The organism is Aeromonas sp. 5HA1 (genome assembly GCF_029237245.1).
Lineage (GTDB): Bacteria > Pseudomonadota > Gammaproteobacteria > Enterobacterales > Aeromonadaceae > Aeromonas > Aeromonas salmonicida.
Genome location: NZ_JAACFW010000012.1, coordinates 92,404 through 105,361, shown reverse-complemented (window position 1 = coordinate 105,361; position 12,958 = coordinate 92,404). Strand labels below are relative to the sequence as shown.

Annotated in this window: 9 protein-coding genes; 2 read left to right on the top strand and 7 right to left on the bottom strand. The window is 61.8% G+C overall.

Features of this window, described 5'->3' with window-relative positions; genetic code table 11:
* Positions 1 to 3 precede the first annotated feature (3 nt).
* Together GWQ27_RS12630 and fhuB are read left to right on the top strand one after the other, a co-directional pair.
* The gene (locus GWQ27_RS12630) at positions 4 to 927 is read left to right on the top strand and encodes an ABC transporter substrate-binding protein (RefSeq protein WP_265433962.1); all 924 of its coding nucleotides are present in this window, start codon (positions 4 to 6) and stop codon (positions 925 to 927) included.
* Positions 924 to 2,906: a Fe(3+)-hydroxamate ABC transporter permease FhuB gene (gene fhuB / locus GWQ27_RS12625; protein WP_265433941.1), complete on the top strand. Its 1,983-nt coding sequence runs from the start codon at positions 924 to 926 to the stop codon at positions 2,904 to 2,906. Before GWQ27_RS12630 ends, fhuB begins: the two co-directional genes overlap by 4 nt.
* 99 nt (positions 2,907 to 3,005) lie before the next feature.
* Here the strand turns inward: fhuB and GWQ27_RS12620 are convergent, their stop codons facing one another.
* From GWQ27_RS12620 to GWQ27_RS12590, 7 genes are all read right to left on the bottom strand, one after another.
* Positions 3,006 to 5,480: a TonB-dependent receptor gene (locus tag GWQ27_RS12620; protein WP_275907508.1), complete on the bottom strand. Its 2,475-nt coding sequence runs from the start codon at positions 5,478 to 5,480 to the stop codon at positions 3,006 to 3,008.
* 165 nt (positions 5,481 to 5,645) lie between these two features.
* Complete coding sequence (locus GWQ27_RS12615) at positions 5,646 to 6,620, bottom strand: siderophore ABC transporter substrate-binding protein (protein WP_275907507.1); 975 nt, start codon at positions 6,618 to 6,620, stop codon at positions 5,646 to 5,648.
* A complete protein-coding gene (locus tag GWQ27_RS12610) occupies positions 6,617 to 7,399 on the bottom strand; it encodes an ATP-binding cassette domain-containing protein (protein WP_275907506.1) in 783 nt (260 codons plus the stop codon). The genes GWQ27_RS12615 and GWQ27_RS12610 overlap by 4 nt, the downstream gene beginning before the upstream one ends.
* Complete coding sequence (locus tag GWQ27_RS12605; protein WP_309266942.1) at positions 7,396 to 8,331, bottom strand: iron chelate uptake ABC transporter family permease subunit; 936 nt, start codon at positions 8,329 to 8,331, stop codon at positions 7,396 to 7,398. Before GWQ27_RS12605 ends, GWQ27_RS12610 begins: the two co-directional genes overlap by 4 nt.
* A gap of 11 nt (positions 8,332 to 8,342) precedes the next feature.
* Positions 8,343 to 9,287: an iron chelate uptake ABC transporter family permease subunit gene (locus GWQ27_RS12600; protein ID WP_059112332.1), complete on the bottom strand. Its 945-nt coding sequence runs from the start codon at positions 9,285 to 9,287 to the stop codon at positions 8,343 to 8,345.
* Positions 9,284 to 11,053, bottom strand: coding sequence for an ABC transporter ATP-binding protein (locus tag GWQ27_RS12595; RefSeq protein ID WP_275907505.1), 1,770 nt, complete (start codon positions 11,051 to 11,053; stop codon positions 9,284 to 9,286). Before GWQ27_RS12595 ends, GWQ27_RS12600 begins: the two co-directional genes overlap by 4 nt.
* Positions 11,047 to 12,870: an ABC transporter ATP-binding protein gene (locus GWQ27_RS12590; RefSeq protein ID WP_275907504.1), complete on the bottom strand. Its 1,824-nt coding sequence runs from the start codon at positions 12,868 to 12,870 to the stop codon at positions 11,047 to 11,049. Before GWQ27_RS12590 ends, GWQ27_RS12595 begins: the two co-directional genes overlap by 7 nt.
* Positions 12,871 to 12,958 lie beyond the last annotated feature (88 nt).

Genomic DNA, 12,958 nt, shown 5'->3' with positions numbered 1-12,958 from the left:
TTGATATCTTCATTGAAAAGGGCCGGCTGGCTGCTCTGCCTGCTGGCGCCATTGGGATTGCAGGCCAGTCCGGCGAGCCAGAGTGCCGCCACCGATACCGCTCGGCCGAGTGAGCACACACAGGTACCACGGATTGCCACCGTCGACTGGACCATAGCCGAAACCCTGCTGGCGCTCGGGGTGACCCCGCTGGCGGTGGGGGATGTCAGCGCCTACCGCGCCTGGGTCGGCGAGCCGCTGCTGCCGGCCGATGTGGTGGATATAGGCCTGCGGGCTCAGCCCAATCGCGAGCTGCTGGCCGAGTTGAAACCCGATCGCATCCTCATCTCTCCGCTGGCGGCGCCGCTGGCACCGACCCTGTCCCGCATCGCACCCGTGCAGTCCATCGCCCTCTATGATCCACAAACCGATCTGTGGCAGCGGCTCCATGAGGCGACCCTGACCATAGCGGCACTGGTGAACAAAACGGCCGAGGCGAACGAGCTGCTGACCGATTTGAATCGGGATCTCGAGCAGATGAAACAGACCCTGCCGGCGGAGCTGCCGCCCCTGCTGGTGGTGCAGTTCATCGATGAGCGCCATGTGCGGGTATTCGGCCGCCACAGCCTGTTCGAGGCCGTGATGCAGCGACTCGGCCTGCGCAATGCCTGGCAGGGAGAGACCAATGCCTGGGGCTTCTCGGTGGCCAGTCTCGAGCAGTTTTTATCCATACCGGAGGCCAGGTTGGTGGTGGTGGATCCCATTCCGGTCGGGGTGAGCGAACGGCTGCAGGAGCCCGGTCTCTGGCAGCATTTGCCGCTGGTGCAACAGGCTCCGGTATTGCATCTGCCCGCAGTCTGGAGCTTCGGTGGCGTGCTCGCCGCCCATCGCTTCGCCACCTTGCTCAGCGAGGCATTGCAGAAAGATGCCAGGGGAGATCGCCAATGAAACATAAATTTCCATCCCCGTTGCAGCGACCGACCTTGATCCTGCTGGGGCTGACCCTTTCGCTCGCTTGCTGGGTGCTGGCCCGCCAGTTGCCCAGCGTGCTCTGGTGGCAGACCCTCTTTTCGCCCAATCTGGATGATGCCCGTCAAGCCGTGGTCCATTTCAGCTGGTTGCCCCGCTTGACGGTGACCCTGCTGGCCGGTGGCGCCCTTGGTCTGGCCGGTACCCTGATGCAGCAGGTGCTGCGCAACCCGCTCGCCTCGCCGACCACACTGGGGGTGGCCTCCGGTGCCCAGCTGGCGTTGATGATGGTGACCCTGTTTGCTCCCTCCTGGTTGCTGCTGGGACGGGAGTGGATCGCCATGGCCGGTGGCAGCCTCGCCATGGCGCTGGTGTTCGCCTTGTCCTGGCGTCGTCAGCTCAATCCGGTGGTCATCGTCTTCGCGGGGCTGGTGATCAACCTCTATCTGGCGGCCATCAGCATGGGGCTGCTGCTGTTTTTTCAGGAGGAGTTGAAAGGCTTGCTGGTGTGGGGCAGCGGGTCTCTGGCCCAGAACAGTTGGAACGGAGTGAGCTACCTGCTGCCACGGCTGCTGGTGGCGGGGGGACTGGCGGCTGTGCTGGTGCGCCCGCTGGCTGTGCTTGAACTGGATGATGCCAGTGCCCGCAGTCTGGGGGTCTCCCTCCAACACTTGCGACTGGCGGGGCTTGGCTTGGCGGTATTTGTCACCGCCTGCGTGGTGAGCGTGGTGGGGCTGATCGGTTTTATCGGGTTGGCCGCACCGGCCATGGTGCGGCTGCTGGGGATCCGCCAGCTCGGTCAGCGGCTGCTGTGGGCGCCTGTTCTGGGGGCTCTGCTGTTGGCGGCCACCGATCTGTTGCTGCAATCCGTCAGTCGATTCTGGCCCATGCTGATCCCGACCGGTGCCATGACGGCTCTGTTGGGGGCGCCGCTCTTGCTCTGGCTGATCCCGCGACTTTCCTTGAAGTCGGGCACACCCAAAGCGAGTGCCGGTTTGCTGGTAGCACGACATCCGGCCCCGACTCGCCTGATCACCTTGCTGCTGCTCGGCTTGGGGCTCGCCATCATAGGCTCTCTGCTGTTCGGTCAGGGAGTGCACGGCTGGAGCTGGCCGAGCTGGCTCAGGTGGCAGGCCCAGCTGGAGTGGCGGCTGCCGCGCACTCTGGCGGCGGGGGCTGCCGGAGTCTTGCTGGCACTGGCGGGCACCCTGCTGCAGCGGGTCAGCAACAACCCCATGGCGAGTCCGGAACTGCTGGGGGTGAGTGGCGGCACCTTCATGGGCGTGATAGCGACGGCACTGCTGCTGCCTGCCTTGCCATTGCCCATGATGCTGCTTGGGGGCTTGATCGGGGCCTTCGGTTGCCTCTTGCTGCTGGTGCTGGTCAACCGCAAGCATGGCTTCCAGCCTGAGCGGATCCTGCTGTCCGGCATCGCCATCACGGCGCTGTTCGAACCATTGCAGGCCATAGCGCTGGCCAACGGCGACATGCGAGTGCAGCAACTGCTCTCCTGGATGTCCGGCTCCACCTATTACGTCACCCTGCCGGTGGCTTATGGACTGGTGGCTCTGGCGGTATTGATGCTGGCAGCCTGCCTGCTCATCAGACGCTGGCTCGATCTGTTGCCCATGGGACCGGCACTGGCGACCGCATTGGGGATTCGCCTCAACCGTGCCCAGCTCGCCATACTGCTGCTGGTGGCCGTGCTAACCGCCAGCGCCACCCTGGTGGTGGGGCCGCTCTCCTTCGTTGGTCTGCTGGCCCCGCACATGGCCAAGCTGATGGGACTGGTACGGGCGCGCTGGCACCTGCTCGGTGCCGCCGCTTCCGGCGCCCTGCTGATGGTGTCGGCGGACTGGATCGGCCAGCAGATCCTGTTCCCGCAGGACGTGCCGGTCGGGCTGGTCTCCACCCTGTTAGGGGGCGCTTACTTCATGTGGTGCCTGCGCCGCCTCTAGGTGTGTGGATGACACATGCACAAAAAAAGAGCCCGGGATAATCCCGGGCTCTTTGTTTCAAGGCTGGCGCCGACTCATGTGTCGAGGCAGACAGCCAACTCAGAATGCCAGTGAGGTGGACAGAAGGAAGGTACGTGGAGAACCCAGTCCGCCGGACAACCCGCTGCCGTCGCCACCGCTCCAGGAACCGAGCCAGTAGGCATGATTGGTGAGGTTTTGCACCGAGGCTCGCACCGTCACCTCCTTGGTGGCAATCTTGGTGGTGTAACGGGCCCCTAGGTCGAAGGTGGTGTAGGGGGAGAGCGACATGCGGTTGTCATCGGTGACATAGCGCTTGCCGACAAACTGGGTATTGCCGGTCAGCGTGAGCCCGGGCAGGGCGGAGAGGTCGTATTCCAGCCCCAGCTTGGCCATCACTTTGGGCACCCCGGTCGCCTGGTTGCCTTCATTGGCCTTGTTGAGGGCCTTGGTCAGTTCGGCCTGGGTATAGGAGGCTCCCCCCAGCAGGCGCAGTTCCGGAGTCAGTTCGCCAAACAGATCCCACTCAATCCCCCGGTTGCGCTGTTCACCGTAGACCCCATAGACATTGCTGACCGGATCCGTGTAGGCGCTCGGTTTGGCTATCTGGAACAGGCTCAGTGTGTGGGCGAACTGACCCAGATCCAGCTTGGCGCCGACCTCATACTGCTTGGTCTGGTAGGGCTTCATGATTTCACCCGCATTGCTGGCCGTGGTGGGCGCCGTGCCCCCCTGGCCCAGTCCCTCTATGTAGTTGGTGTAGAGGGAGAGGTCATCCCGTACCTTGACCAGGATGGCGGTGGCTGGCGAGAGCCGGCTCTCGTCATAGTGGGAGGTCTGCGCGCCGCTGGCGCCATAGTTGGTGCTCTCCACCATCTGGTGTCTGGCGCCGACTGTCCACTGCAGGTCCCCGTCCAGGAAGGAGAGGGTGTCCACCAGGGCGACACTTTCCAGCTTGGCGTCGCTGCTGGACGTCACTGCGCCAAAACCGCTCTGATCGGGGGCCGAGCCAAAATCGAGGTGGTCATAGTTGGTGATTGTGTGGTTGGGATACATGCGATCCTTGAAGCTGAGCTCCGAGGTGTAGTGCGTGGCAGCCAGTGACCAGGCGTGATCGACAGGGCCCGTGCCGAGGTTGCCCCGCAGACCGGCTTCGCCCGAGCGTTGGGTGCCGTCCCGTTCGGAGCGAATGGCCATGGCGTTGATGTCCCCCGCGTTGTTGAGCAGGGTATTGCGGGTGATCAGGGCTCTGTATCCCCCTTCTCGCTGGCCCCACGCGGCAAAGGCCGTCAGCGAATCGGTCAGGTCGTACTCCCCCCGCAATACGGCTGCTCTGGTGTCATTGATGGTGTAGGCCCAGGGCGGAGCCAGTGAATAGTCACCTTTTTTGGCTGTGGGCAGTTGGGTGACAGTGCTGGCGATGGAGTAGATGCTGAAGTAGTTGACCCCATCCACCTCTTCATGTTGCCGATAGAGATCGAGGGAGGCGCGGGCCCGCTCGTTGCGCCAGTCAAAGCCAATGGAAGTCAGCTCCATCTTGTGCTGCTGGTCATTGACCGGGGTGTCACCATCGCGGTAGACGCCATTGAAGCGCACCCCCCACTGTTTTTCTTCACCAAAGCGGCGACCCAGATCCAGATGCACGCCGCCGAGCCCGTCTGATTCATAGGTGGCGGTCACCTTGGCCAGAGGATCCTTGCCGGCGCGTTTGGGCACTATGTTGATGCTGCCCCCCACGCTGCCGTCTGGCGGCATGCCGTTGAGCAGCACGGACGGGCCCTTGAGCACGTCGACCCGCTCGGCCATCTCGGTCGAACTGCGCATGTTGGGCGCCATGCCGATCAAACCGTTGAAGGTCATGTCACTGGCCGTGGTGCTGAAGCCACGCATGTAGAAGGTCTCGAAGACGCTGCGTTTGCTCGGCACATAGATGGATGCATTGGTGGCACCGGCGAGGGAGCCGATATCCTGTGCCTGCTCGTTCTCTATGTACTCTTCTGTGTAGCTGACGGTGTTGAACGGGGTATCCATGAAGTGCTTGTTGCCAAGCAATCCGACCCGACTGTCAGAGGCCACCTGGCCACCGGCATAGGTCTGACGCCCTTGCACCACCATGACCTCATCGGCACTGACCCCGGCTTGCCGGCGAACCTTGTAGCGTCCCTCTCCCGCAGGCTCGGCCACCAGATCGTGACCACTCAACAAGAGGGCCAGACCCTGGGGGGGACTGTATTGGCCTGCCAGCCCTGGGCTGGTCATCCCTTGCAGGGTTTTATCATCGAGATCCAGGCTGATACCTGTCTCGGACGAGAAGGTCTTGAGCGCCTGGGCCAGAGAGCCAGCCGGGATATTGAGGCTTTTTGTGGTCGTGACCGACTGCTCCGGGGATTGTGCCTGCGCCGATGGGGCTAGGCCGAGCAGCAGTGTGCCACTGACACCGGCCAGAATGGCCAGACGTGCGGCCACGCCCAGCTTGTTCAAGGAAAAGCGGGAAACGGTTTGTGCCAGAGGGGGATGGGCGAGCGCTGCAGGATGCAACCGATGGGGCTTTAACATTCAGGATTCCTTTCTATTCGAGGAGGTGATTGATTGTCTCCTTCTGTTTTCCGAACGAGACTTCACAACCCTCAAATAAAAATGAATATCATTTGTATCTTTGTGGCCCGGCAGCATAACGGCCAGTGATTCAGCCGCGACAGCCGGGCAAACAACGTGATCCTGTCAGCTGCGGTAGCCTGTCATCACTTCATCGGCAATGCGGGTCAGACAGGTCACGCTGGCTGTGCAGAGATACCAGGTTTCCGGGTCGACAAAGATGACCTTGCCACTTTTCCACGCCTTGGTCTGGCGCAGCAGGGGGTTATCCAGGCTCTGGGCATTGAGTGCCGCCCGCCGCTCCATCACGGCCGTCCTGTCGATCACATAGAGGATGTCCGGATCCGCCTGCTGGATGAACTCGTTGGAGATGGGCTGCCCATGGGTGCCTGTTTCCCTGTCAGGCCCCGCCGGCTGAACCCCAAGGGTATCGAAGATGAAGCCATACCGTGAGTGTGTGCCGAAGGAGGTAAAGGCGCCGTTATTGTGCAGCACTATCAAGGCCTTTTCCGGTCGGTTCCGGGTCACTTCACGCACCTGGGCTATCTTGTCGTCTATCTGCTGAACCTTTTCGCGTGCCAGCTCCTCTTTACCCAGTATCTTTCCGAGGGTGAGCAGGTGAGCCTTGGCGGTTTCCAGTACATGCCCCTGGTGATTGGTCATGTCGATGTCGTAGTGCAGGGTCGGCGCTATCCGGCTCAGCTCCTGATAACTCTGGGCTTGCAGGGGGGAGATCAGGATGAGATCCGGCTTGAGTTTGTGCAGTCGCTCCAGATTGGGTTGTATGGTGGTGCCCACATCCATGACGTTGGGATCGTCTTTGTATTTGCTGAGGAAGTGAGCAACATAGTCTTTGGCGATGCCCGCCACGGGGGCGCCCAGCTGATCCAGGGTATCCAGTTCACTCATGTCGAAGGCCACCACCCGCTCCGGGCGGTGGGTTATCCGGGTCGTACCCAGCTGGTGTTCGACAGTGACCATGGGATCGTTTGCCGAGGGTGTCTGTGCCGCCGATCCTGATGCGGCGTCATCACACCCCATCAGGCCAGCGGCCGCCACCAGCAATATTCCGTGTACTGCATGTGCCTTGTTCATCCTCATAGCGATTCTCCTGACAGGGATGGGTTGAAGTAGTTGCAGACGAAGCCGTTTTGACTCGGCAGTATCTCGAAGTCCAGTTCATAGAGGTCTTGCAGACAGGCACGGGTGACCACCTGGCTAACCGGGCCGCTGTGGGCGATGGCGCCTGCTTTCATCGCGACTATGTGGTCGGAATAGTTGGCGGCAAAGTTGATGTCGTGTACCACCAGAATGACGGTGCGGCCCTGTTCATCACAGAGGCGCCGTATGGCCTGCATGATGTTGACCGCATGCTTCATGTCCAGATTGTTGAGGGGTTCATCCAGCAACAGGCAGTCGGTCTGCTGGGCAATGGTCATGGCCAGAAACGCCATCTGTCGCTGGCCGCCGCTGAGCTCATCCAGATAGGCCTTGCGCAGCGGCTCAAGGGCCAGAAAATCAATGGCGTCATCGATTGCCAGCCGGTCCTGGCGGGTGAGGGCTCCCAGGCTGTAGGGGAAGCGCCCGAAAGAGACCAGCTCCTCAACGGTCAGGCGCAGCCCGACGTCCGGTGACTGGCGCAGGGTCGCGACCCGTCTGGCATAGTCGCGGGTGGGGATCTGCTCGATATTGATCCCGTCCATCAGAATTCTGCCCCGGCTGACGGTGAGCAGCCGGGCAATCGACATCAGCAGCGTGCTCTTGCCTGCGCCATTGGGCCCGATCAGCGAGGTGACCTGGCCGGCGGGAAAGGCAAGGGTGACATCGCGCAGCACAGGCTTGTCACCGTAAGTCTTGTGAACATGCTCCAGGGTGATCATGGGGTGCCTTTCGTTTTGACCATGAGGGCGAGAAAGTAGGTGCCGCACACCAGGTTGATGAGGATGCTGACCGTGGTGCGGTAGTTGAACAGCTGCTCCACCAGAAACTGGGCGACGATAAAAATGGCGATGGCAATGGCGCAGCCCAGCGGCAGGGTGACCCTGTGGCGGAAGGTGCGTGCCAGCGCATAGGTGATGTTGGCCACGAATACCCCCATGAAGGCCGTTGGGCCCACCAGGCTGGTGGAGACGGCCACCAGCACGGCGATCAGGGCCAATTGCAGCCTCACTGTGTGCCGGTAATCCACTCCCAGCGAGATTGCCTGGTCACGGCCCAGGGAGAGCACATCCAGCACTGCCAGCCGTCGGCGGGTCATGATGCCGACCAGGGTGATCAAGGCGGCGCCGAACAGCAGTTGTCCGGGCTGTACCCGGTTGAAGGTGGCGTAGCTGAAGCCCTGCAGGATGGAGAACTCACCCGGGCTGGTCTTGAGCTGGATGAACTGGGTAAAGGTGCCGAGCACCATGGTCAGTACCAGGCCCGCCAGCAGCAGCTGATAGAGGTTGGTCTGCCCCTCCCTGAACAGCCAGCGATGGACTATCCAGGAGTAGCCCAGCATGAACAGCAGTGACAGCAGCACGTTTTCCTGACGGTCCAGCAAGATCAGGCTCTGGCTGCCCAGCGTCAGTACCAGTACGGCTTGCAGCAGCAGATAGACAGCCTCGTAGCCCATGATGGCGGGAGTCAGGAGCCGGTTGCCCGCCAGTGTCTGAAACGTCACAGCCGATAGCGCGATACAGATGCCCGCCAGCCCGATAGCGGCAAGACGCATCAACCTTTGGGGGATCACATAGTCGAAGTCCAGATCCGACCCCACCAGCAGAAACAACAAGGCCAGCACTATCACCAGCGCCCAGATGCCATAAGGGATCAACAGGTGCTTCATGCGCGTCTCCACAGGATCATGGACAGGAACAGCACGCCCCCCACGCTGCCGGCGGTCAAGCCTATCGGCACCTCGAAGGGGTAGATCAGCAGACGGCCGAGAATGTCGCACGCCAGCAGCAGCAGGGCGCCGCTCATGGCGACGATGGGCAGGGTTTTCTTCAGGTGTTCACCGTAATGCATGGCCACCAGATTGGGAATGACCAGACCGACGAAGGGGATGGCCCCCACTGTGATGACGGTGGCGGCTACCGTGACCGCCACCAGCACCAATCCCAATGCCGCCGTTGCCGAATAACGCAGTCCCAGGCTGGTGGCCGCCTCTTCCCCCATGCCCAGCACTGTGAAGCGATGGGCATAGAGGTAGGTGAGCACGGTAATGGGCAGGATCAGGTAGATGATCTCGTAATTGCCTTCGACCACCTTGGAGAAATCCCCCAGCAGCCAGCCCTGTATGCTTTGCAGTATGTTGTGTCTATAGGCATAGAACTCGGCGATGGCGCTGAGCACGCTGCCATACATGAGGCCAATCACGGGGATCAGCACAGTATTCTTGAACTGAATGCGCCGTATGATGGCGATGAACAGCAGGCTGGACAGAAAGCAGAACACCAGCGCCACCAGCATCCGCCCCGTGGTGCCGGTTGAGGGGAGCTGGGTCAGTGCAATCAGAATGCCGAGTTTGGCGGCATCCAGCCCACCCGAGGTGGCCGGTTCCACAAACTTGTTTTGCACTATCTGCTGCAATATGACCCCGGACACCGACAAGCCGGCCCCGGTGAGCAGGAGTGCCGCCAGTCGGGGCAACCGGCTGGCGGTAAGGGTCAGCCAGCTGTCGCCCGAGAAGGACCAGAGCGCCGCCAGGGATATCTGTTTGACCCCGACCAGCAGGGAGAGGCCACTGAGCAGGATCAAGAGGGTGGGCAGTACCGCTGGTCTCAAGAGGTGGCCTCGTCACGGACTGCGCGGGTGATGCGCCATCCCTTGGCGGCTTGCCGTTGTGCCAGGAAATGGGCATAGGGACCGGACTGGCGGCTGAGTTCGGCATGGGTGCCCTGTTCGCGCACCTTGCCCTCTTCCAGTACCAGTATCTGGTCTGCCATCTCGACCGTCGACAGCTGGTGGGCGATGACAATCAGGGTTCGTTTCCCTCGCAGACGCGCCAGCGCCTCGGCGATGGCGGCCTGGTTCTCCGCATCCAGGGCTGCCGTGGCCTCGTCGATCAGCAGTATGGGGGCATCCTTGATCAGGGCCCGGGCGATGGAGATACGTTGCCGCTCACCGCCAGAGAGGCGGGCACCCCCTTCACCCACCTGGGTTGCCAGACCCTGGGGCAGGCGCTCCAGAATCTCGCTCACCCCGGCTTGCCTTGCCGCGATCAACACCTCTTCATCGCTGGCGTTCGGTTTGCCGATGCGGATGTTGTCGGCAATCGAGCCCTGGAACAGGTAGGCATCCTGGAAAATCTGGCTGATCTGGTTGGCCAGTGCGTCGCCGGTTATCTCCCTGACATCCACGCCACCCAACTTGACTTCTCCCTGGCTGACATCGAAAAAGCGTGCGATCAGCCTCAGCAAGGTGGTTTTCCCCGAGCCGGATGCCCCGACCAGTGCCGTCATGCTGCCCGGTTCGACTCTCAGGCTGACGTCACTGAGCACGGAGGATTGATTTGCGGCATACCGGAAGCTGACGTTGCACAGCTCGACCGAGGCATCGGTCGGGATGCGTGGTGAGTGCGGGGCCGACTGGGGAGCTTGCGCAAAGATGTCTCGCAAGGCATCCAGCTGTCCACGGACGCTGCGCAGGATATCGCTGTAACTGGCCACATCGAGCAAGGGATCGATGAAACGGTTTATCAGCACCAGAGCCACCAGGCCAGCAATCAGCCCCTCTTTGTCCACGCCATCGCCTGCATTTCCCTGCAACCACAGGGTCGCGGCGATCAGCAGGGCGGCAAAGCCGGCTTGCACAGCCCAGAGATTGAGTCCGGATGAGAGGGCAGTGAGCTGGATAAGCTTTTTGGCGGATTGCTGTTGCTGCGAGATGGCCTGCTCGAGGAAGCGGGTACCGCCGCGCTCGCCATTGAAGGCTCGCAGCACGGATTGTGCCTGCGCGAACTCGACCATGCGCTGGCTGGTGGAGGCGGCATTGCGGTGGAACTTCAGGTCAGCCGCTTGATTGAGGCGGCCAGTGAACCAGAACACCCCCACCATGAGCGGCAGGGCGACCAGCGCCACCAGCCCCAGGGTCAGGTTGATGGCAAACAGAGCCGCCAGCACTACCAGGGGTATGAGGGAGCCGGTCAGCAGCGGGGTAAAAACATGGGCCGGGAGCTGGGCGATTTCCATCATCCCCTGTGATGCCGCGTGATTGAGCCGGGCTGTGTTGGCAGGGGTAAACCAGCCGATGGGCAGGCTGCCGACATGCTCGCCCAGCTGATGGCGACCCGTCTGGAGGACGGCAATGCCGACCGCTATCCCCGCCTTTTCCACCTTGCGCCTGAGGTACCAGCAGAGCACCACCCCCAGCAGCTGGACGAACAGCCAGCTGGCTGCACTGTTCACCTCTCCCAGCAACAAGTGCCTGAGCACTGGGATCAGGGTGACTATGGTGAGGCCGCAACAGAGGCTGTAGATCACTGCCAGCCAGCCATAGCGACGCAATATTGCAGTGTCATCGTCCAGCAGACGAACAAAGGTCTTCAGCATTGGGGGACCGCCTCTTCATGCTCGGGGGATTGTCTTTTCTCTGCGGGAATGGCCTTGTCATAGCGGCCCTGGGCCCACAAGCGGGCATAACGGCCATTGAGTGCCAGCAGTTCGTCGTGCCTGCCCTGTTCGCAGAGGGTACCGTTGTCGATCACCAGGATTTGATCGGCGTTCATGACGGTGTCGAGTCTGTGTGCGATGACGACCAGGGTACGGCCATGGGCAAAGGCCGAGAGTGCCTGTTGCAGCTTCACCTCGTTGTCGGCATCGGCCGCCGCCGTGGCTTCGTCAAGCACCAGCACCGGCGGGTCGAGCAGCAGGGCACGGGCTATGCTCACCCGTTGCAGTTCCCCACCGGAGAGCTGTGCATCCTCTCCGACCACTGAGTCGTATCCATGCGGCAGCGCCAGAATGCGATCGTGGATATTGGCGAGCCGTGCGACGGCTTCAACCTCTGTCCGGGTGGCGTTCGGACGACCCAGCGCTATGTTGTCGTGCAGACTGGCGTGAATGAGGCGCACATCCTGCAAGACAAAGCCGATGTGTCGATAGAGCCGGGCGCTGTCCATTTGTCTGAGATCGACCCCGCCAAGGGTGATCCTCCCAGCATCCGGATCGAAGAAGCGCAGCAGCAGGCGTGCCAGCGTGGATTTCCCCGAACCGGATGCACCGACAATGGCAGTGACGGTGCCAGGCTGCAGAGTGAAGTTGATGTCGGTCAGCACCTGTACCTGATCGTCATAGCCGTAGCTCAGTTGCTCGACCCGGATCTCCCCGTTTGCAGGCTGCTGGGAGTCGGTTGCAGCAGTGGTGTCCAGCACGGGAGTCTGCAGCAAGGCATGCACCCGCTGGGCAGCGCCGGTCGCATTGTTCAGGTCATGGGTGAGGTAGCTCAATAGCAGCAGGGGGGCGCAAAGCCCTGGGGCCACCAGCACGAATGGCAGCACATCGGCTGGTGCTATCCAGCCGGCACTGACCAGCACTACGCCCCCGGCCAGCACGACACCGAGCACAGAGGCTGGCGCCATGATGGCGTTGGCATTGGCCATGGCGCTGACCAGAGGGCGGGTAAACGCCTTGAAGGCATCGGCAAAGGCATCGATGGCTTCGCGGTAGCTGTTGTGGAGCTTGCCCTGAACACCGAATGCCTTCACTACCGGAATGCCGCTGACAAACTCGACCACGGCGTTGTTGATCCGCGCCATGCCGGCACCGAACTGCTGCATGTTGGCGGCGCTGGCGCTGTGCGCTCTGGCGGAGAACAGGAAGAAGAGGGGAAAGGGCAGCAGCGAGATGATGGCCATGCGCCAGTCCATGAAGAACAGGTAGGCAATCGAGATGGCAACGGCACCGGCGCTGCGTCCCATGGTCGTGAAGAAGTGGGCCGTCAGGCTGTGCAGTGTGCCTATGTCATCTTGCATCGCCTGTTTCACTTCACCCGATGCCCGGGCCGTGAACCAGCCCAGCGGCACCCTGGCCAGGCGGCGGGTCAGCGCCTGACGCAGATAGCCAGTGATGCGGTTGTCGGCGAGGTGAGCGACCAGATCGCCCGCGGAAATGAGCGTCATGCCCAGAAACAGACTCGCCAGGCTGACACCGACAATCAGCCAGAGTTCTTCAAGTTCCCACCCAGCACCCTCCTGGCCGAGTACCAGCTGTGCAATCCGGGTGATACCCGCCAGGGGAACCAGTGTCAGCATGGAACCAACGGCGGCGAGCAGGGCGGCAGCCAGCAGCCGGCCACGAATGGGTGAAAGGACTCGGGCAATCGGACCCGCGGCTTTGGAATCAAGGATGAACTCGTCGTCTACCTTCATGAATACTTCTCCACTGTGGGGTGATGGCGGCCATGTCCCACCGTCTCGTTTGCATTGGGCTGACACGTCTCTTGTGGTTTTCCGAACG

Excerpts from the sequence above, each read along its gene's own strand:
- fhuB (WP_265433941.1), top strand. The coding sequence starts at position 924 with ATGAAACATAAATTTCCATCCCCGTTGCAGCGACCGACCTTGATCCTG.
- GWQ27_RS12620 (WP_275907508.1), bottom strand. The coding sequence starts at position 5,480 with ATGTTAAAGCCCCATCGGTTGCATCCTGCAGCGCTCGCCCATCCCCCT.
- GWQ27_RS12615 (WP_275907507.1), bottom strand. The coding sequence starts at position 6,620 with ATGAGGATGAACAAGGCACATGCAGTACACGGAATATTGCTGGTGGCG.
- GWQ27_RS12610 (WP_275907506.1), bottom strand. The coding sequence starts at position 7,399 with ATGATCACCCTGGAGCATGTTCACAAGACTTACGGTGACAAGCCTGTG.
- GWQ27_RS12595 (WP_275907505.1), bottom strand. The coding sequence starts at position 11,053 with ATGCTGAAGACCTTTGTTCGTCTGCTGGACGATGACACTGCAATATTG.
- GWQ27_RS12590 (WP_275907504.1), bottom strand. The coding sequence starts at position 12,870 with ATGAAGGTAGACGACGAGTTCATCCTTGATTCCAAAGCCGCGGGTCCG.